This window comes from Sphingomonas echinoides (assembly GCF_029623395.1).
Classification (GTDB): domain Bacteria; phylum Pseudomonadota; class Alphaproteobacteria; order Sphingomonadales; family Sphingomonadaceae; genus Sphingomonas; species Sphingomonas echinoides_A.
This window is the reverse complement of record NZ_JAPYKK010000027.1, coordinates 1-18,609: the sequence shown is the minus strand read 5'-3', so window position 1 is coordinate 18,609 and position 18,609 is coordinate 1. Positions and strand designations below refer to the sequence as shown.

21 protein-coding genes are annotated in these 18,609 nt (G+C 64.4%); 8 read left to right on the top strand and 13 right to left on the bottom strand.

The features are described from left to right. Nucleotides 1–6 precede the first annotated feature (6 nt). The 4 genes from QBJ92_RS14715 to QBJ92_RS14700 are packed head-to-tail and all read right to left on the bottom strand — an operon-like array spanning nucleotide 7 to nucleotide 1,364. The gene (locus tag QBJ92_RS14715; RefSeq protein ID WP_277970455.1) at nucleotides 7–576 is read right to left on the bottom strand and encodes a hypothetical protein; all 570 of its coding nucleotides are present in this window, start codon (nucleotides 574–576) and stop codon (nucleotides 7–9) included. A 56-nt stretch (nucleotides 577–632) separates the two neighbouring features. Continuing rightward, the gene (locus QBJ92_RS14710; protein ID WP_277970454.1) at nucleotides 633–821 is read right to left on the bottom strand and encodes a hypothetical protein; all 189 of its coding nucleotides are present in this window, start codon (nucleotides 819–821) and stop codon (nucleotides 633–635) included. After that, nucleotides 818–1,105 (bottom strand): hypothetical protein, encoded by a 288-nt coding sequence (locus QBJ92_RS14705; protein ID WP_277970453.1) that lies wholly within the window; start codon nucleotides 1,103–1,105, stop codon nucleotides 818–820. The genes QBJ92_RS14710 and QBJ92_RS14705 overlap by 4 nt, the downstream gene beginning before the upstream one ends. Beyond that, complete coding sequence (locus tag QBJ92_RS14700; RefSeq protein WP_277970452.1) at nucleotides 1,098–1,364, bottom strand: hypothetical protein; 267 nt, start codon at nucleotides 1,362–1,364, stop codon at nucleotides 1,098–1,100. The genes QBJ92_RS14705 and QBJ92_RS14700 overlap by 8 nt, the downstream gene beginning before the upstream one ends. 271 nt (nucleotides 1,365–1,635) lie before the next feature. On the opposite strand from QBJ92_RS14700, the gene QBJ92_RS14695 reads away from it, so the two are divergent. Beyond that, complete coding sequence (locus QBJ92_RS14695; RefSeq protein ID WP_277970451.1) at nucleotides 1,636–2,181, top strand: hypothetical protein; 546 nt, start codon at nucleotides 1,636–1,638, stop codon at nucleotides 2,179–2,181. On the opposite strand, the gene QBJ92_RS14690 is transcribed toward QBJ92_RS14695, so the two are convergent. Next, a complete protein-coding gene (locus QBJ92_RS14690) occupies nucleotides 2,178–3,671 on the bottom strand; it encodes a terminase large subunit (protein WP_277970450.1) in 1,494 nt (497 codons plus the stop codon). The genes QBJ92_RS14695 and QBJ92_RS14690 overlap by 4 nt on opposite strands. A gap of 89 nt (nucleotides 3,672–3,760) precedes the next feature. Next, nucleotides 3,761–4,087: an HNH endonuclease gene (locus QBJ92_RS20665; protein WP_431358415.1), complete on the bottom strand. Its 327-nt coding sequence runs from the start codon at nucleotides 4,085–4,087 to the stop codon at nucleotides 3,761–3,763. 173 nt (nucleotides 4,088–4,260) lie between these two features. Between QBJ92_RS20665 and QBJ92_RS14685 the strand changes: the two genes are divergently transcribed. Next, complete coding sequence (locus QBJ92_RS14685) at nucleotides 4,261–4,473, top strand: hypothetical protein (protein ID WP_277970449.1); 213 nt, start codon at nucleotides 4,261–4,263, stop codon at nucleotides 4,471–4,473. On the opposite strand, the gene QBJ92_RS14680 is transcribed toward QBJ92_RS14685, so the two are convergent. The 3 genes from QBJ92_RS14680 to QBJ92_RS14670 are packed head-to-tail and all read right to left on the bottom strand — an operon-like array spanning nucleotide 4,467 to nucleotide 6,260. Then, nucleotides 4,467–4,613, bottom strand: a complete 147-nt coding sequence (locus tag QBJ92_RS14680) for a hypothetical protein (protein ID WP_277970448.1) — start codon at nucleotides 4,611–4,613, stop codon at nucleotides 4,467–4,469. The genes QBJ92_RS14685 and QBJ92_RS14680 overlap by 7 nt on opposite strands. Then, on the bottom strand, nucleotides 4,610–5,959 hold the full coding sequence (locus tag QBJ92_RS14675; RefSeq protein ID WP_277970447.1) for an AAA family ATPase: 1,350 nt from the start codon (nucleotides 5,957–5,959) through the stop codon (nucleotides 4,610–4,612). Before QBJ92_RS14675 ends, QBJ92_RS14680 begins: the two co-directional genes overlap by 4 nt. Beyond that, nucleotides 5,949–6,260, bottom strand: coding sequence for a hypothetical protein (locus tag QBJ92_RS14670; RefSeq protein WP_277970446.1), 312 nt, complete (start codon nucleotides 6,258–6,260; stop codon nucleotides 5,949–5,951). Before QBJ92_RS14670 ends, QBJ92_RS14675 begins: the two co-directional genes overlap by 11 nt. A 415-nt stretch (nucleotides 6,261–6,675) precedes the next feature. On the opposite strand from QBJ92_RS14670, the gene recF reads away from it, so the two are divergent. Further along, a complete protein-coding gene (gene recF / locus QBJ92_RS14665) occupies nucleotides 6,676–7,734 on the top strand; it encodes a DNA replication/repair protein RecF (protein ID WP_277970445.1) in 1,059 nt (352 codons plus the stop codon). A 277-nt stretch (nucleotides 7,735–8,011) separates the two neighbouring features. Then, nucleotides 8,012–10,531, top strand: coding sequence for a DNA topoisomerase (ATP-hydrolyzing) subunit B (gene gyrB, locus QBJ92_RS14660; RefSeq protein WP_277970444.1), 2,520 nt, complete (start codon nucleotides 8,012–8,014; stop codon nucleotides 10,529–10,531). Nucleotides 10,532–10,585: 54 nt separating this feature from the next. Here gyrB and QBJ92_RS14655 read toward each other — a convergent pair whose 3' ends face one another. From QBJ92_RS14655 to QBJ92_RS14645, 3 genes are read right to left on the bottom strand one after another with little or no spacing between them, the layout of a single operon-like run. Beyond that, nucleotides 10,586–11,620 (bottom strand): glycoside hydrolase family 43 protein, encoded by a 1,035-nt coding sequence (locus tag QBJ92_RS14655; RefSeq protein ID WP_277970443.1) that lies wholly within the window; start codon nucleotides 11,618–11,620, stop codon nucleotides 10,586–10,588. Further along, nucleotides 11,602–13,083 carry a glycoside hydrolase gene (locus QBJ92_RS14650; RefSeq protein WP_277970442.1) on the bottom strand — a complete coding sequence of 494 codons (1,482 nt, stop codon included), beginning with the start codon at nucleotides 13,081–13,083 and terminating at the stop codon, nucleotides 11,602–11,604. Before QBJ92_RS14650 ends, QBJ92_RS14655 begins: the two co-directional genes overlap by 19 nt. Next, nucleotides 13,080–14,021, bottom strand: coding sequence for a Gfo/Idh/MocA family protein (locus tag QBJ92_RS14645; RefSeq protein ID WP_277970441.1), 942 nt, complete (start codon nucleotides 14,019–14,021; stop codon nucleotides 13,080–13,082). Before QBJ92_RS14645 ends, QBJ92_RS14650 begins: the two co-directional genes overlap by 4 nt. Nucleotides 14,022–14,433: 412 nt before the next feature. On the opposite strand from QBJ92_RS14645, the gene QBJ92_RS14640 reads away from it, so the two are divergent. The 3 genes from QBJ92_RS14640 to QBJ92_RS14630 are packed head-to-tail and all read left to right on the top strand — an operon-like array spanning nucleotide 14,434 to nucleotide 17,669. Further along, on the top strand, nucleotides 14,434–15,609 hold the full coding sequence (locus QBJ92_RS14640; protein WP_277970440.1) for a glycoside hydrolase family 43 protein: 1,176 nt from the start codon (nucleotides 14,434–14,436) through the stop codon (nucleotides 15,607–15,609). Next, nucleotides 15,606–16,625: an arabinan endo-1,5-alpha-L-arabinosidase gene (locus QBJ92_RS14635; protein ID WP_431358413.1), complete on the top strand. Its 1,020-nt coding sequence runs from the start codon at nucleotides 15,606–15,608 to the stop codon at nucleotides 16,623–16,625. Before QBJ92_RS14640 ends, QBJ92_RS14635 begins: the two co-directional genes overlap by 4 nt. Nucleotides 16,626–16,637: 12 nt before the next feature. Then, nucleotides 16,638–17,669, top strand: a complete 1,032-nt coding sequence (locus tag QBJ92_RS14630) for a glycoside hydrolase family 43 protein (protein ID WP_347342798.1) — start codon at nucleotides 16,638–16,640, stop codon at nucleotides 17,667–17,669. Here QBJ92_RS14630 and QBJ92_RS14625 read toward each other — a convergent pair. Continuing rightward, a complete protein-coding gene (locus tag QBJ92_RS14625) occupies nucleotides 17,658–18,185 on the bottom strand; it encodes a hypothetical protein (protein WP_277970439.1) in 528 nt (175 codons plus the stop codon). The genes QBJ92_RS14630 and QBJ92_RS14625 overlap by 12 nt on opposite strands. Before the next feature lie 230 nt (nucleotides 18,186–18,415). Here QBJ92_RS14625 and QBJ92_RS14620 point away from each other — a divergent pair. Continuing rightward, a partial coding sequence (locus tag QBJ92_RS14620; RefSeq protein ID WP_277970438.1) for a hypothetical protein occupies nucleotides 18,416–18,609 on the top strand: 194 nt, incomplete at its 3' end.

Below are 18,609 nucleotides of genomic sequence, written 5' to 3'. Positions count from 1 at the left end.
TCTGGTTCACTCGGGCGACTTCACGCCGGCGAGCTTGTATTCCATGCCGTCGTCGCCTTCGTATTCGCGACGGAACAAGTTGCGGAGGATCTCAACGCCGGTCTTGTGGATGCTGAACGAACGTTTTGCCCATCCGCCCATGCTTGGCGACGTGAAAAAGGGCACATAGCCAACGACGACTTTCCCGTTGCAAACCACTTCGCCGTCAAGATTTGCCGTGTATCCTGCGGGCACGACGGACAACGTAAGGGTAGCTGCGGCCCATTCTGGGTAGTCCAAACATGCTCCGAAAACTTGTGCAAGCGTTTCGTCGCCGCCGTCGAAACCATCGCCCGATTGTACGGGCAGCGTCATGAAGTTGCGCGCAACAGCGGGTGCATCGGCAACGTTTTCCGCAAACGCAACGGCCGCGATCAAGCCCAGCAGTTGGCCCCCATCGATCTTCTTCACGTCGCGCCCGACCGACTTAGGGAATATCCCTGCCGAGACGAGCGCGCGCGCGAATTGGTTCACGCGGTTCCGGGGCGTGCCGGTGACGTAGCTCACGTCGTTGATTGATTGCGCGACAGTCTGCACTACGTCCTCCGACCTTGTAACGTAGGTTTAGCAAACCGAAAACCAAACCGCAACCGTTAAATGACGGGGCTTAAAATCCCGTCCATCCTGGCGCACAATTCGTTCAGCGTTTCACCAAGCCCGGCGAGAGCGTCGGACATATCGGCCGAATTGCTAGTGTCACATGCGAGGATCGTGGCCATTGAACCGGCTTGATCGAAGCGACGAAGAAGCGTCCCGAGCGCTTCGCGTTCGTCAGCGGTCACAGCTCGTTCTCCGTCTCGCGACCGTCGTGCTCGTGGTCGTCGTCCGCGAGCGGGCAGCCGGGTCCGTAGCCGCCGTGGTACATGAACTCGTCTTCGCCCATGCTGCCGTCCAGCTCGTCGCCGTTCGCTTCCAGATCGGGGTCGCCGCCAAGGTCATCCATGAAAGCGATCAGACCCTCGATCGTGTCGCCAATCTCGCGAGCGGCCCGCCTACGTCCCAGGGCGCCTGGAAGGTCGAAAAGTGGCATCGCCGTGCCAGCGTTGATTATGCGCAGATCAAGCATTCCGCGCCTCCCGATGGATCGGCATCAGGTCCGAATGAATCGATTGCAGACGGTTATCGATCAATTCGTACTGGTTGAGCGCAGCGTGCAGCAGGTTTTCGCCATGCGGGCCACCGGCAGATACCAGATCGACTGCGACCCAGATCAGGGATTTGAGGGTGTCGAGCTCGCCAGTGAGTTGATCGATACGAGACAGGTCGAAGTCGGCAAAATTGGGTGCGCGCGTCGGCGCGCCCGTGATAGGGGCGTCTGTAGCCATGATCGTTCTCCGAGAACGGTTGCGGTTAGAGCCGGGCGGAAGGTGGTGCTTTCGTTCGGCTCGAATATCTGCTAGCGTTTATTAATTATGATCGCAATACCTGCTAGCAGAAAAAGAGGCCGGCCACGGGTCGGTAGCGTAAACATCGGCGTGCGTTTGCCGCCAGAATGCCTGGCGGCACTTGACCACTGGATTGACGAACAACAACCAAAGCCGTCGAGACCTGAAGGTATACGCATGATAATTTTGCAGTATTTGGAATCTAATAACAGTGAGTAGCTGGTTAAATTCGTTCATCACTCTCGTCAGTACATTTCTAGGTGGATACTTAGTTCTTAAGGGCCAGCAGGCGACACGGGTATTTCAGGCCGAGCGCGACGATCGCCAATTACTAAGAGATAGCGCTCAATCAGTATTTGAAGAAATATCGTCGATCCGTGATCGACAATTTCCATCTGTACTCAGTGTTGTTCAGCACTTTAACGAAGAAAACAGAGACATTCGGGGTGAGATTTTGCCGTTTCCAAAAATAGCAAAACTTAAGTCTCTACTAGCGGTTTACTTTCCGTCAATACTTCAAACACTTGTTGACTTTGAGGAACAGAGCAATAATGGCGTTGATGAAAAAAAGTTGGATTTTAAAGAAATAGGTAAGACGGAAAAGTACGTGGTGACCAGACTGGTAATACGGTCATCAGAATTGACCGATGCACTCAATCAAATTGAAATACAATTACTTCAGCACATAGCTGATATGCCTATTCTTGTTCGAAAACGCAAAGGGCTGCTACATCGAGTTTTTCTGTTCTTAGACTAAACCCAAGCCAACCCCGCCCCCTTGTAAACCGCCGGCCCCTCGTCGGTAGCCGCCAGCCCGCAAGCCATGATCGCACTCACGATGCCGTCGATGCGGTCCAGTGACTTATTTTTTGCGGGCTTCCGGTTGCCGCTAGGGTCAGTCTCGATCACGACGTTGCCCGCCTGCCATTTCAGAATTGGCGAAGCGTTGTGCATCATCCGCCGCTCCAGAACCGCGCGCTCGAACGTGTCCACTGCCGCCGCATAGGTGCGGAAGCCCGGCACGAACTCGACCAGGGGAAGCTCGATCCCCTCATCCGACAGCAGCTTATTCAGATCCTCGAACCGCCAGCGGTCGAACGCGATGCCTTGCACGTCGTACCGAGAGCGAATGTCCGCAAGCTGCAGCGCAATTGCTGTGCGATCGGTAGCGCGGCCCACGGTCGTCTGGATCCAGCCATCCGCCGCCCACCGGTCATAGGGCACCCGGTCCCGCTCCACGCGCTCCCCGATCGTGTCGAAGGGTACGAAATGCCAGACCAGGAGCTTGCCAGCGTCCGGGAACCACAGCGCCAGCGCGGTCAAATCGCGCGTGCTGGACAGGTCCAATCCGCCATAGCAGCGTTGCCCCTCCAGCTCGGTTACGTCGAACGGCTCGGCATTCGCTTCCCAGTCGACAGGGTTGAGGAATCGGCCCTCCGCCGCAATCCGCTGGTTGAGGTTGAGCAGCCGGAACGCCGGTTCGAACGACGGCGAGCGCATCGCCATTGCCGCCGCGTCCGCGAACTCCGCTTCGTTGAGGAACGCCCCCAACGCTGGATTTGCCGCCGCCCAGGCTTCGGGATCGTCCAGCGCGCAGTCCTTGGGCGCGGCATGGCACTGAATATAGACCGAGGGGGCCGGTTCGGCGTCGAGCATCTCGCTCCAGAAATGGTGGTCGTCCGCCGCCTGCGTGGAAATGGTGACGCCAAGCGCGTGCCGCCGCTTCGCCATGCCGGTGCGCAGGTTGTCCCACAGCTCGCGCGAGCGCCATTGCGCCACCTCGTCCGCGATCCAGAACGACGGTGCCAGGCCGTGCGCCTTGCGGGCGTCGGAGGTGAGCGCTCGCCAGATCGAGTTGCTTTCGTGGTCGGTGATTTCCTTGAACTGGTCGCGGATATTCACCCGCGCGGCCATCCACGGGACCGCGTAAATGTAGGCGCAGGTCATGCGGTACAGGACGCTTGCCTGTTCGCGATCGAGCGCCGCCGCGTAGCATTCGCCGTAAGGCTCCAGCATCGGCCCCAGCAGGTGCCCGAGCGACAGACCCGCCAACAGGCCCGACTTGCCGTTGCCGCGCGCCACGCTCAACCCAGCCAGGCGCACGGTGCGCTCGCCCTCGGTTTCAGCGTACACCCCGCGCACGAATTGCTCCTGAAACGCGATCACTTCCATCGTCTCGCCAGCGAGCAGGCCGGACACGATCGGGAGCGTACCGAGGAACGCCAGCATCCGGTCAGCGGCGGGCATTCCTGCCTTTTCCCAAGGATGACTAGCCGATGCGACGGCACGCGCTCCTACGGCTTTGAGACGGCCGGATCCGGGTCCACGCGCGCCCATTATAGGTTTCCTTTTGCAACTAACTGATTGTTTGTCCCCAGAGCGGTCCTATTCTCCCCAGCTCCGAGCGATTTTCCTCCCCACGGGTGCGAAGGGTCGAGCGGGTTGCCGTTGGCATCGCAGCCCTTGCGCGGCTGGATCGCCCGCTTCGTGCGTACCGCGCCCGCCTCGCTGCCCCGCGCAGTCTTCGCACTGTGGCACCCGGCGCACATGCTGTTCAGCCCGTCCAGGCCGGGGAATGCAGGGCCACCAGCACTGATAGGCACGCGATGATCGACCGTGTTCGCCGCCTCGATCCTGCCCGCTGTGGTGCAGGGTTCGCACATGGGGGAAACGTCTAGCTTTGCCCGGCGCAGCACGCGCCAAGCTACCGTATTGTAGGGCCATGCGGCCATTAACACTTCCTTTACCATAAGAGTTTATGAAGAATGAACCAAGGCTTCCAAGCCTGATATCAGTCGATCATTTCGAAGGTTGATTGCTACCGTTGAGGTGCGTCATGAACTTCTTCCACCGATTGAACTTCCCTGCTGCACAGTCCGCAGCCTATTCTATGGTCAGTCAGTACGGGGTGGATGCCGCGTTCGTTGCTCAGCGCGAAGTCGATGCCAAGATTAGGGGAGGAGACCTTGATGGCGCCCTCAAGATTGATCAGGTTCGCCGCGAGCTTTTGGATCTCATCGTAGAGATAGAACCTCCCGCGCATTACTGATTCTCCAGATGCTTGGCGAGACGGCGCAAGTCGCGCTCGATCTCGCTGCGGTTTTCGAAGTAGCGTTCGGGATTGCTCCAGTCGGGGCGGAGCTGGCCAAGGCGGCGGGCAATGTCCGCGATGCGGGGCGTCGGACTCACTCTTCCGACTCCCAGATCACATCATCATCAGAGGGCGCGGCGGCCCCATTGGCCGCGCCCGTTATATCTTTAGATATAGAGTATGTGCGGGGGGTGGTTCGGGCCTGTGGTTCGGGGTGGCTCGGGACCAGTGCGCGGGGAACGTTCGGGGTGGTGGTTCGGGGTAGCTCGGGGGCCTCCCGAATGACCGTAACATCACGCCCTTTTCCGGTGTTTCGATAGGTGTGCGATTCGATTGCGCCGATCGCGAACAGGCGTTCCATCGCCGACTTGAACTGTGCGCTTTTAAGCCCCTTGGCCTGTGCCATGCCCTCGAACTGCTTGGGCGCGTAAGACGGCCCCACAGATGGCCCCACGGCCCGTCCGTCACCCTGTTTGGCACGCTCGCGAAGGCAATCGAGGAAGATGCCGTTCTCGCGTGCAGCCTTCGACGCAACGGCCAACTGCTCGCGCTGATCGTCCGGCAGATCAGCATCGCGCACCAGTGCGAAGTCATGCCAACGGAACGCCAGATCCTCCCCAGCCCGCGCATAGTTGGCCTTCCCCAGCGACATACGCCGGGCGTCCGCGTCGCCCTCTTCGGACCGTTCAAGCAGCACCTGAGAACGGACCGCGTTAAGCCATGCCGTCGACCCTGAGTAGCTATCGCCGCTCTTGTTCCGGTGCGCGACCAACAGGATCGTCACGCCCAGGTCGCCACAAAGCTGGTAGAGCAGATTGATAAACGCCGTCACCTGACCGCGATCGTTCTCGTTGCCCGCGAACAGATGCGCCACGTTATCCAGCGTCACCAGCTTCGCGCCGGTCTTCTGGATCGTCGCGCGCAGCAGGGCATAGGCGGCGGTAGAGCGCAGCCGTCCGTCTTGCTCGAACGTGGCGAGCTCGTTGTTCATGCGACCGCGCAGACTGACGATGTGGAGCCGCCCAGCGAGGTCACTGAGGGTGGTGCCGATCGTCTGCGCGATCTTGGCGAGCCGCCAATGGTTCTCCCGGTTGTCATCCTCCGCCGTAATGTAGAGCGCCGGGCCGGGCGTCACGCTCATGCCCAGGAACTGCCGCCCCGCCGCCGCGCATGCGCTAAGCTGGAGCGCCAGCGTGGACTTGTTCGTGCCGCCGTCGCCCGTGATGATCACGACGTCATCACGCGGGATGAAAGGGGCCATGACGAACGCCTTGGCCACTGGCGTGGTGGTCGCCCATTGCTCCAGGTCGGCAAGCTCAAACGTCTCAGGCGCCGGCGGCGGTGCGGTTGGGGAAATGTCCCCCGCCGCGTCCCAGTTGCTGTTCCATTCGTGCGCGGGGGCGACGTCGAGATGCGCCCAAGGATCTTCGATCTCACGATCCATCATGGTTGCCCCCAGGGCCGCGAACCTCAAGCGCCGTCGCCGCCATCATCAGGCGCACCAAGCTCTTGTGGACCGTCTCGAGCTGGTCGAGCGGCATCGCGGCGAATGCATACACCGATGCGATCGACCCGATCGTTGCGAGGATCTGCGCAGCGTCCCAAGTGGCCGTGCGCTGGGCCGCCATCGACTTGTCGCGCAGGTAGAGGATGCGGCACCGCAGATCCCGAGTGGCTTCGTCAATGCCCGGCATGAAGTGCGAGACGGTCGCGGCGTAGCGGACGATATTCGCTGGCGCGTTCATGCCTGCACCCCCCACCGAGGGAACAGCGTGCCCACTATCCGAACGCGGTTCGTCGTGGTATATTCCGCGTTGCCTTGGGAAAGGTATGCATTGCTTGCGCTCGATCCGGTTGCCGCCAGATCGGGCGCTTTGCAATTCAGGCCCGGAGAGGGGGCGAAAGAGTTAGCCTTCAGAACCCGGACACGGCGGATCTCCGTGGGTACGTTATAGCGGGTTAGCCCGCGTAAGACGTTGTTTCGACTGGAATGTGTTACCCCAGTCGGGTGCACCATTTCTTAGATCATCGACGCTTGATAGCGGTTTTGCGCATGCTCTGTCGCAAGACAGGCGCGCTTGGCGCGCGTGCGTCCGACCTAGGCCGCGCTGGGCAAACACGAAAATTGCGAAACGCGGTGGACAGGGTAGAGCGGACGGAATGCTGACGCGCCTCGTCCTCACCAATTTCCGCAACCATACTGCAAGGGCAATCCCGCTCGGGCCGGGGTTCGTCGTGCTGACGGGCGAGAATGGCGCGGGCAAGACCAACATCCTGGAAGCGGTTTCGCTGTTGGCGCCGGGGCGAGGGTTGCGCCGCGCCCCGCTCGGCGAAATGGCGCGGCAGGACGGTCCCGGCGGCTTCGGGATCGCGGCCGACCTTGGTGGCGACGTTGCGATCGCGACGGGTACGCAGGCGAGTGCGCCCGAGCGACGGATCGTGCGGGTACAGGGCAGCGCGGTTGCCGCCACGCATCTCGCCGAGTGGCTGACGGTCCTCTGGCTCACGCCTGCGATGGACCGGCTGTTCGTCGAACCGGCCGGGGAACGGCGACGTTTTCTCGATCGGCTGACGCTGGCGCTCAGCCCCGGGCATGCGGTCCATGCCAATCGCTACGAAGCCGCGATGCGCGCGCGCAACCGGTTGCTGGGGGAGGATGGGCGACCCGATCGCGAGTGGCTGAGCGCGCTGGAGGCGCAGATGGCCGAGCATGGCAGCGCGATCGACCTGGCGCGGCGCGATACCGTGGCGGCGCTTGGGGCGCGGTTGGTGGAGCAACCCGACGGACCGTTCGCCCGCGCCGGGCTGGCGCTGACGGGCTGGACCGGGGGCGGCGAGACGCTGGCGGTCGATCTCGCGCAGAGCCGCGGACGCGATGCCGCCGCCGGGCGTGCGCTGGTCGGCCCGCATCGCAGCGATCTGTCCGTGATGCATCTGGGGAAGGCGCAGGCCGCCGCGTTGTGCTCGACCGGGGAGCAGAAGGCCTTGCTGCTGGGGCTGATCCTGGGGCACGCCGAATTGGTCGCCGAGCGCACCGGAATGGCGCCGATCCTCCTGCTCGACGAGGTTGCGGCGCATCTGGACCCCGTGCGCCGCGCGGCGTTGTTCGAGCGGCTCGACGGGATCGGGCAAGTGTGGATGACCGGAACCGAGGACGCGCTGTTCGCCGACCTTGGTGGCGCAGCGATGCGTCTCACGCTGGGCCAGACGCTTGGCTGAACCGGTGCTGTCGGTGGAACGCATCGTCCCCGACGCGCGCGCGCTTTTCTGTGGTCGGGCATGGCGAGGCCGATCCGGTTGCGCCCGACACCACGCCGCCGGGGATGCGACAGAGCCGCCGCGTCGAAGTGACGTTGCTGGGGCAACGCGCGGATCGCTTCATGCGCTACGCCTTGGGTCACCCCGGCGCGGGCCGGGGTGACCGCGTCCCGTTCGTAGCTGGACGGGCGTACCCATTTCGCTTCCGTTTTCGTGCCTGAATCCCTATAGGCTTGGCATGGCTGAAGACCCCAATACCAACGACTACGGCGCTGACTCGATCAAGGTGCTGAAAGGCCTCGACGCAGTCCGCAAGCGCCCCGGCATGTACATCGGCGATACCGACGACGGCTCCGGCCTCCACCACATGGTGTTCGAGGTGTCCGACAATGCGATCGATGAGGCGCTCGCCGGGCATTGCGACCGGATCGACATCACGCTCAACGCCGATGGATCGGTTTCGGTCGAGGATAACGGGCGCGGGATTCCGACCGGCATCCACACCGAGGAAGGCGTCAGCGCCGCCGAAGTGATCATGACCCAGCTTCACGCGGGCGGGAAGTTCGAGAACACCTCGAACGACAACGCCTACAAGGTGTCGGGCGGTCTGCACGGCGTCGGCGTTTCGGTGGTCAACGCGCTGAGCGAATGGCTCGACCTGACGATCTTCCGCGACGAGCAGGAGCATTACATGCGCTTCGCGTTCGGCGATGCGGTCGCACCGCTCAAGATCGTCGGCCCTGCGCCGGGCAAGAAGGGGACGCGCGTCACCTTCTTCCCGTCGCCCGCCACGTTTAAGATCACCGAATTCGATTTCGAGAAGCTCGAGCATCGCTATCGCGAGCTTGCGTTCCTCAACTCGGGCGTGCGGTTGTTCCTCAACGACGCGCGGCATGAGGACGTGAAGACGGTCGAGCTCTATTACGAGGGCGGGATCGCCGCGTTCGTGAAATATCTCGATCGCAACAAGGCCGCGCTGATGCCCGAGCCGGTCGCGATCAGCGGCACGCGCGACGACGTCACGATCGACGTCGCGCTCGAGTGGAACGATTCGTATTACGAGAACGTCCTCGCCTTCACCAACAACATCCCGCAGCGCGACGGCGGCACGCACATGGCCGCCTTCCGCGCGGCGATGACGCGGACGCTCAACAATTATGCCGAGAAATCGGGCATGTTGAAGAAGGAGAAGGTCAGCCTCACCGGCGACGACATGCGCGAGGGGCTCACCGCGATCGTCTCGGTCAAGCTGCCCGACCCCAAGTTCAGCAGCCAGACCAAGGACAAGCTCGTTTCGTCCGAAGTGCGCCAGCCGCTCGAATCGCTGATGGCGGACAAGCTTGCCGAATGGCTCGAGGAAAACCCGGCGCACGGCAAGGCGATCGTCCTCAAGATCATCGACGCCGCCGCCGCGCGCGAAGCTGCCAAGAAGGCGCGCGAGTTGACCCGGCGCAAGGGCGTGATGGACATCGCGTCGCTCCCGGGCAAGCTGGCGGATTGCCAGGAGCGTGATCCGGCGAAGTCCGAGCTGTTCCTGGTCGAGGGTGACTCGGCGGGCGGGTCGGCCAAGCAGGGGCGTGACCGCCACTTTCAGGCGATTCTCCCCTTGCGCGGCAAGATCCTCAACGTCGAGCGCGCGCGGTTCGACCGGATGCTGTCGTCGAAGGAAATCGGCACGCTGATCCAGGCGATGGGCACCGGAATCGGGCGCGACGACTTCAACGTCGAAAAGCTGCGCTACCACAAGATCGTCATCATGACCGACGCAGACGTCGATGGCGCGCATATCCGCACGTTGTTGCTGACGTTTTTCTACCGCCAGATGCCGGAAATCATCACCAAGGGGCATCTCTACATCGCGCAGCCGCCGCTGTACAAAGCGACGCGTGGGCGGTCCGAAGTGTATCTGAAGGACGATGCCGCGCTCGACGAATATCTGGTCGAGAATGGCGTCGCGAGCGTCGTGCTCGAGGGCGCGCAGGGGTCGCGTTCGGGCGCGGACCTGCGCACGCTGGTCGATCATGCGCGGCGGATGCGGACGCTGATGCGCTTCGTGCCGCGGCGCTATGACCCGACGATCGTCGAGGCGCTCGCGATGGGTGGCGCGCTCGATCCGGCGCTCGATCTGGACGCACGGCGTGAGCGCGTGGTGCAGGTCGTGCGCGGCCTCGACGCGGCGGATCAGGACGCGCGCTGGTCGGCGACGCTCGCCGAGGACGGCGGGTTCCATGTCAAGCGCGTGTGGCGCGGCGTGACCGATCACCACGTCATCGAGGCAGCGTTCCTCGGCTCAGCGGAGGCCCGCAAGCTCCATACGCTCGCGGTGGAACAGGCCGAGGCGTTCGTCGATACCGCGCGACTCGTTTCGAACAAGGCAGCCGCGGCGGCACAGGCGGAAGCCGATGCGGCTGCGGACGAAGCCGAGGCGACCGCGCCCGAGGGTGGCCGTGCCGGCGCGCCTGCAACGGTGAGCAAGGGTTCGACGATGGTTGCGCGCCCGTCGCAACTGCTCGATGCGATCCTGACCGCCGGGCGCAAGGGGCTGGCGATCCAGCGGTACAAGGGGCTGGGCGAGATGAATGCGGAGCAATTGTGGGAAACTACGCTCGATCCGCAGAACCGCTCGATGCTCCGCGTCGAGGTCGACCAGGCGGATGTCGCGGACGAGATCTTTACGCGCCTGATGGGCGACGTGGTCGAGCCGCGCCGCGAGTTCATCCAGGAGAATGCGCTGAGCGTCGCCAACCTCGACGTTTAAGCGAATGGGGAACGGGCGGGATGCGTCGAGCAAGACGCATCCCGCGCTTCGTGACTAATCGGTCGGGTGGCGTTCGCCGTCGAGCTCGGTTGCTTCCCGCACGACCGCGATATTGTCGCCAGTGTCGCGCATCTCATATAGCTTGCCGCGCGCGTTCTGGAACGGGCGGTGCAGCACCATCATCAGCGTCCCGTCGAACCGGCGGAAGACCATGCCGTGCCCGCTATCGGCGCGTACCAGCGGTGGCAATTGTTCCCATGGTCCCTCGATCGAACCGCTGCGCGAGCGCGCGATGCTCTGGACATAGCCGTTGGCGTCGTAGCTCGACCACAGCATCAGCAGCGTGCCGGTGCGCGTGCGGATCAGCTCGGGGCCGTCGGTCACGTAATTCGTCTCGGCCTTGCGCGGGACCCAGGGCGCATCGGACGCCTTGAACAGCAGCCGCGGCGGTCCGGCGGCGCGCAGGGTGTCGTCGAGCGGAATCGCCTCGATCGTGCCGTCACCGACCTGCACCCATTCGTGCGCGTAGACGAGCCACGGCTTGCCCGCGGGATCGCCATAGAGCGTCCCGTCGAGCGACATCCGGCTCTTGTCGACCAGCGGTTCGCCGTTGCGCACGAGCGTGAACGGACCGGTCAGCGCATTGCTCACCGCGAGCAGCGTGCTCCGTCGGACCGGGCGGCGCTGGTCGGTCGCGGGGATCGGCGCGGAATCGTTGTAGAAGGTCGCGAAGAGATACCAGCGTCCGTGCCAGCGATGCACCTCGGGTGCCCAGGCGCCGTCGTTCGCCCACAGGCCCTTGGGCAGCGTGAACACGACGCGCGGCTTGGTCCAGGCCTTCAGGTCACGGCTGGTGTACGCCATGATCCCGACGTCTGCGCTGCCGGTCATGCGGCGATCGTTCTTGGTGTAGAGATAATAGGTGCCGCTTTTCCGGTCGGCGACAATCCAGGGATCGTGGAGCGGCATGTTGGGCATGCGCAGCGTGGCAGGTTTGGCGGTAGGGGCAGGGGCGGGGGCGCGCGGCCCGGCGACCGCAGGCGCAATCGCAAGCAGCGCAGCGAGCGCCGTCAGCGTCCGGTGGCGCATGGCGTCTTCTGGGTGCTTCGTGTGAGCAGCAGCGTCGCAATTGCGCGGGCCGGAACGGTGGTCCCGATGACGCAGCTGGCCGTGTGGCTCCGGTCGGTCAGCACCATCTGCGTATGCCATCCGCGGGGGAGGGTCAGCGCGCGCGGGTTGATCCCGCCGTTGACATGGACGAGCACGAGCGTCCGTCCATCGGGGGACAGCGCGCCTGCGGTGTCGAGATCGTCGACGGGCACGAGCCGGTAGCCGGGTCGGATGTAGCGGCTGAACTGCGCCATCGCCCAATATTTGCGCGTCACGTGAATGTCGTGCGGCCCGGCGGCGGGCACGCGCAGATCGGCCTTCACAAGCCCCCAGTTCGAACCCGGCCCGGACAATGCGGTATTCTCGGTGGCCTGCCAGAAGACCCAGGCGGCGGGTTCGAGCCGCTTCAGGTCGAGGACGACATGCTCGGCAAAGGCGAGCGCGGAGGGCATGCCTTCAAAATCCTGCGGGTCTTTGTCGAGCGGGGTATCGTTCTCGCTCATCCACAGCTTGATTCCCGAAGCGCGCGCGACGTCGCGCACCCCGGTCTGGTTGACCGTGCCGTAGCTGTGGACGTTGAGCTGCCCGACCCGCGCGCGGGTTGCCACGGGGTAGGCGGCCCAGTCCTGCAGGAACAGGTGCGAATTCGTCTCGTCGGGTGCTGCAATGACGGTCGCGAGGCCACGCGCCTTCAGCGCCGCATCCGTCGCGTCGATCATCATCGCCTGGCGCGCGGGCGACCAATGGGCGCCTTCCTGCGTGTTCTTGGCGAACCAATAATCCGTGTTCGGCTCGTTGACGGGGGAGAGCGTGCGGAAGGTGATTCCGTGGCGATGCTGCAGCTCGTCCACGACGCGCGCCATGTAATCGGCGAAGGGGCGTTCGTATCCGGGGCGGAGATTGTCGTCCGTGCCCTTTTCCGCACCCGAGACACGCCCCGATACGGTCATGAACCAGGGGGGCGAATTCGAGAAAGCCTCGAAGATCGGCTCGCGCACGCGGACACGGATCGCATCCAGCCACCACCGCTGGTTCGCGTCCTGCGACCAGTCCCACATCGCCGCGTCATCCGCGCGCCACCAGTCGCGACCGGTGGCACCTGACGGTTGCCGCCAGAAGCCGGGAATCGCGGCGCCCGGTCGCAGATAGGCCGGTGTGTCCGCCGCGTTGCCGCCGCCGATATTATAGCGCGCGATCGTCCAGCCAAGCCCGTCCGTACCGTAGAACAGGTCGGCAAGGCGTGCGCGATCGGCTTCGGGCCAGCCGCCGGTAACGTGCGCGAACCAGGCGAGCGCGGTGCCCCAGCCTTCGAACACCGTGGACGGACGCTCGACCGCCGGACGGATCGTGACCGATACCGTCCGCTCCTGCGCTACCGCCGAAGTGGCGAGGCATAAGGCAGCAATGCAGGCGGCGAAACGGCTGGAGCGTGGCCGCCTCATTCCACGAAGGGTTCGACGACCGTCGTCCGCCCGCGCAGGAAGATGTCGGCGACCAGCCGGAGCGGGCTGACATCGACATCGGAGACACCCGCATGGACGATCTCGGCGAAGCGGCGGTAGAGGCCGGGGTACTCGCCGTGCAGATCGACCGCAGCGGTCGGGGCCGCGCCGCCGTCGATCGAAAGCTCACCCCCGCCCTTGGCGAGCGTCAGCGTGCCCGCGTCGGTCTCGACGACGATGTCCCAGCTTTGCGGGCCCTCCTGGCGGAAATCCAGGTCCATCGCGATCGCCGTGCCCGCGGTGTCGCGGAACCCGACGCGCGCCGCGATCGGCGCGGCACGGTTGGCGGGAACATCGAGATCGGCCTGTTCGACGAACATCGGGTTGGGCAGGATGCGCGTCGCGATCGACAGCGCGTTGATGCCCGGATCGAACACACCGAACCCGCCCGGTTCCCAGATCCAGTCCTGTCCGGGATGCCAGACGCGGACGTCCTCGCGCCACGTGATCGTCGCACTGCGAATCGTGCGGTCGGCGAGCCAGGCGCGTGCTGGCTCGACCCCATCGGCGAAGCGCGAATGCCAGCTCGCGAACAGGCTGATGCCGCGTGCATCGGCCGCTTTGCGCAGCGCTTCCACTTCAGACAGCGTCGCGCCGGGGGGCTTTTCGAGGAAGACGTGCCAGCCCTGGTCGATCGCGAATTGCGCGATGCGGCGGCGGACTTGCGGCGGGGTGCACAAGGCGACCGCGTCGATTTCCATGCCGCTGGCGGCCAACGCTTCGATGTCGTGGAAATGCGGTTTACCGTCGATGCTTTCGCCGCTGCGGCTGACGGTGGCGACGAGATCGAAGTCCGGTACTGTGGCGATCGCGGGGAGGTGCTGGTCCTTGGCGATCTTGCCCATGCCGACGACGGCGATGCGGATCCGCGCGCTCATAACGAGCCCTCCGCGATCATGCGGCGCTGAATCCCTTTGGGTGCTTTCATGCGAAATCCTTGACGCTGAAATGAAACTGCGCGGAACCGTGCGCCGCGTCGGCATCCCACCCCGCGAGGGTGTATCCGGCTGACTGCACCGCGGCTCCTCTCCTTATATTTGTTTGACATTAAGCCCGACTAATTGTCCGTCAAGCCGGTTTCCCGCTTCCTCCAGCACCGCACTTGCCGCGCCGTATCGGTGACGAGACGGTCGCGTTGCATCGATACCGGCCCGTCTTTGCTAGCGGATCGTGGCGACAGGCCTTTCGATCGCTTTGGTGACCGCGATCGCTTCCCCCTGTTGCGCAATTCGAACGGCCTGATATTGTCTGACAAGACGCGGAAGAATACTGCGGTTTTGGAGGGTGGGCGTGGCATTGGGCCGAGTGGCGATCTTGACGAGCATCCTCGGTGCCGCATTCGCGAGCGCGGTTTCCGCCAGAACGCCTCCGCCGCCGGTTCAAGCCGGAAAGATCGACTTGGTCTGTTCGGGCCAGCAGAGCCCGGCGGTTGTGCGCGGCGAACGGCAATTGGCGATCGTCTCCCGGCTGGCCGCGGCGCACGTCACGCCCGCGAGCAAGCAGTCGGCCTATTTGATGGTCTATTTCAAGGACGATACGCATTCGCTCTACTTCGCGACGTCGCGGGATGGGCATGCGTTCACCGACGTGAACGCGGGGCGGCCGATCCTGTCGGGACGGTCGATCGCGGACCAGAAGGGGATTCGCGATCCGCACATCATGCGTGGGCCCGACGGTGCGTTCTACATGGCGATGACCGATCTGCACGTTTTCGGGCAGCGCGACTGCGTGCGGACGACGCAGTGGGAACGCCCCGAGCAGGACTATGGATGGGGCAACAATCGCAACATGTTGCTGATGAAGAGCGTCGACCTGCTCCACTGGACGCTGGCCAAGGTTGACGTGTCGCGGCTGTTCCCGGCGTACAGCCAGGCGGGCAACGCCTGGGCGCCCGAGACGATCTACAACCCCAAGACCCGCCGGATGATGGTCTATTTCACCACGCGAATCCGCAACGGGCCCAACTTCATGGTTTCGTCGGAGGCGAACCCCGCTTTCACCACGCTGACCACCGCGCCGTGCAAGATCCTCGACTATCCCCGGCCGCAGGTGAACACGATCGACGCGGACATCACGCTGATCGGCGGCAAATACCGGATGTTCTACGTCGCGCATGAAAAGCCCGGCAGCATTCGCCAAGCGGTGTCGAACCAGATCGATCGCGGCTACGTCTACGATGCGCGCAAGATCGACCCGGAGACGGTGGCGGCCGAAGCGCCCAATCTGTGGCGCAGGCACGGCACGAACACATGGGTGCTGATGTACGACGTGTTCGGCGTGACGCCCAACAACATGGGGTTTGCCGAAACGACCGATTTCGTCACCTTCCGCAACATCGGCCGTTTCAACGATCCCGGTTCGCCGATGAAGGCGACCAACTTCGTCCAGCCCAAGCATGGCGCCGTAATGGCGGTCACGCCCGAGGAAGCGGCGCGGCTCGAACGCTATTTCGGGGGCGCACGGTGACTCGGCTCGGTCGAGCGGCGGCCTCGACGCTGGGTCTCATCCTCGCGGCCGTTCTGTGCACGGGCGCGGCCCCGCCGTCGCTCAACCAACGGCTGTCGGGCGACATCGTGCCGGCGCACGACCCCGTGCTGATCCGTGAGGGCGACGCCTATTACGCCTATTCGACCGGCCAGCGCGATCGGCTGCCGATCCTTGCGCGGACGTCGCGCGATCTCGTCACCTGGCGGGCGTTGCCGGGTCCGATTCCAGCGATCCCGGCCTGGGCGTTGGCGGCGGTGCCGGGGGCGAAGGATATCTGGGCGCCCGATATCTCCTACGCGAACGGGCGGTACCGGCTGTATTATTCGGTTTCGACCTTCGGCAAGCAGAGGTCGGTGATCGGGCTGCTGACCAGCCCGACGCTCGATCCGGCCAAGCCCGGCTATGGCTGGCGCGACGAGGGGCTGGTGATCGCGTCGAAGCCCGGCGACGATTACAATGCGATCGATCCCAATTTCGTACGCGACCGGGAGGGCGGGGCGTGGCTCGCGCTGGGGAGCTATTGGACCGGTCTCAAGCTCGCGCGGCTCGATCCCGCGACGGGCAAGCTTGCCGACCCGGCCGCGCCGCTGACCCCGATCGCGCGCCGCGCGCTCGGCCCGAATACGGCGATCGAGGCGGCGTTCATCATCGATCATGGCGGCTGGTACTGGTTGATCGCCTCGTTCGATCGATGCTGCCAGGGCGCCAAGAGCGACTACCACCTCGTCATCGGACGATCACGCGCGATCACCGGGCCTTATGTCGACCGTGCCGGAACCCCGATGCGCGATGGCGGCGGGACGGTGCTGTTGCAGGCCGATGCCGCCGGAAAGGACCGCTTCCGCGGCCCCGGCCATGCCGGGTTCCTGCACGACCGCGATGGACGCGATTACCTGATCTACCACGCCTATGACCGCGACCGGCGCGGTGTCCCGACGTTGCGTCTCGCGCGCATGCGCTGGGCGCGGGACGGGTGGCCGGTGCTCGACAACTGAAGGACGATGCCCATGACCATTTTGACACGCCGCAGTTTCGTCGCCGGTGCCGCCACCGTAGGGCTCGCACAGCCGCTGCTGGCGCGGCAGTCGCGCGGCGAGACCATCATCAACCCGCTGGTCCGCCAGCGCGCCGATGCGCAGATCGCGCTGCAGGCCGACGGGTTCTACACCTTCACCGCGTCGGTTCCCGAATATGACCGCGTGATCCTGCGGCGGGCGAAAACCATCGCCGGGCTGGCCACCGCGCCGGAGACGGTGCTGTGGCGTCGCCCCGCGTCCGGCAAGATGGCGGGTCACATCTGGGCGCCCGAGATCCACCAGATCGACGGGCGCTGGTATGTCTATGTCGCGGCGGGGAATGGCGGGGACGTGTTTCACATCCGGGCCTACGTCCTGCAATGCGACGGCAAGGATCCGGTGACCGGCAAATGGTCGGTGTTGGGGCAGCTCGAGACGTCGTGGGATACGTTCACGCTCGATTCGACGACCTTCGTCCACCGCGGGACGCGCTATCTCTGCTGGGCGCAGCAGGAGCCGGGGATCGAGACCAACTCCAACCTGTATCTTGCACCGCTCGCGACGCCGACGACGCTGGGGGCCAAACCGACCCGGCTGACTGTCCCGACGCTCCCGTGGGAGATCCAGGGGTTCAAGGTCGCCGAGGGCCCCGCACCGCTGATCCGCAACGGCCGCGTGTTCCTGACCTATTCGGCCAGCGCGACCGACTCGCGCTATTGTCTGGGGATGCTGACCGCGCGCGACGACGTCGATCTGATGGACCCGGCGGCGTGGACGAAATCGCCCGAACCGGTGTTCAAGACTGCGCCCGAGCGCCGCATCTACGGCCCCGGCCACAACAGCTTCACCGTGGACGGGCGCGGGCGCGACGTGCTGGTCTATCACGCGCGCGATTACGACAAGATCACCGGCGATCCGCTGTACGACCCCAACCGGCATACGCGCGTCCAGACCTTTCGCTACCGTGCGGACGGCACCCCCGATTTCGGACTGCCGGCCGCCAATGGGGCGCTATCGATCTGATCGTGCCGCCGGGGCGACACCGGGGCGGATGGACTGCGCCTCCAGCACGGCAGGGTCGCTCGCCAAGGCGTGGAGATAGGCGTGGCGCTCGGGCGTACCGACGCGCAGGCGGTCCAACCTACGGCTTTGCGTGCGGGTGAGGGTGAATTGGCGATAGCCCAACCGCGTCAGGCATCGTTCGGTCGCGTTGAGCATCACGCCCTGAACCTCGGACAGCCGCTTTTCGGGGCGTAACCGCCGGACCATCAGCGCCTGTTCTGTCGCGAGTTCGGTGTCGGAAAGCTGCATCGTAAGGTTGCGCTCCGCGAACCGTTCGGCGGCGGCAAACGCCTTGGTTGCAGGTTCCCCGGCAATGTCGGCATTCGCTCCGAGCCGACCGCATTCGACCGCGTCGGTGCGATACTGCGCCAGCGAAACGCCGGAGCGTCCCCAACTGGTGGGTGGCGCGGACGCCGAAGCCGATGTGGCTCCTCCGAGCAGCATCAGGACCGCAAGGCTAGTCGGTGTGGAAGGCATGGACGTGATCCCTTCGAAAACGGCGGAGAGCCCGAACGAAACTGCAACGCTGACGCAGGCAGGTCCAATTTGCCTCACAATTGCAGCAGCGCAAAATACTGATTTGCCGGAGAGCCGCTGCAGACCCTCAACAGGAATGGCTTGACCGATTCTAGTAAGTCGGACAAATGGACGGCGAGGGTGAGTCCTACGGTAATAGCCGGACCGCCAGCAACAGGAGAGGGGAAATCATGAATCGCTTCGCATTGTTCGTTTCGGCAGCACCGTTTGCCTTGATCGCCGGGTCGGCTTGGGGGCAAGCCGCGACGGTCGCGCCGCAGCTGCAGGCACCGGCGCCCGAAACGCAGCCGGCCGACCCAGTCGCCGCCGCGCAGGACCGCGCGACGCAGGCGGCAGAGGGCAAAAGCCCCGGCACCGAAGCCAC